This is a genomic window from Vibrio sp. 704, from assembly GCF_033339295.1.
Window position 1 is genome coordinate 1 of the sequence record NZ_JAWOUH010000686.1, and the last position, 601, is coordinate 601.

Annotated in this window: 1 pseudogene; it reads left to right on the plus strand. The window is 42.4% G+C overall.

Annotated elements, in window-relative coordinates:
- Positions 1-235 precede the first annotated feature (235 nt).
- Positions 236-601 (plus strand): annotated as a pseudogene (locus R7R24_RS28510) (fimbrial biogenesis outer membrane usher protein); the annotation flags it as partial.

Here is a 601-nt window from a genome sequence, read left to right on the forward strand (position 1 = left end):
TGAATTTACAACTGGATTCTCCGAATAAAGAACCGTTAATGATTTCTGAAGGATTAGCCGGTTATATTCTTCCAGAGCAATATAAGGTTTGGCCTATTTCATATAAGAATATAAACAATATGAGTTTGAGTGCGAATATTGGAGGTAAACGCTACAAAATACCATTGACGCAATAATGATAATAATGAACAGACGCAATGAAATGTATGTCTTGCTTTGGCTTGGATTACTAAGTATGGCGTGGAGCAATATTGGCCTTTGTGCGAACTCACCCAACAGTTTTTCTGAGTTACCGAGTCCTGAAAACTTTTCTTTTGATAAGTTTAACAATATTAGCTTGAAACTAGAATTGGTGATCAATCAAAGAGCGACGGGGCATATTACCGAAGTCGAGCGCATTGGCGAGCAGTACTTTCTCCAGCGGCAAGATCTAATAGCGGTTGGCGTTACGGCCAAATCGTTGCCAGGAACGGAAGACAGGATTGACGTTTCTTCCATCGCTGGGGTTAACGTGCGTTATTTGCAATCGTCATTGCAACTGGCGATCGACGTTCCGCCGAACTGGCTGCCGATGCAGAGTTTATCTGCACACGACATGGGG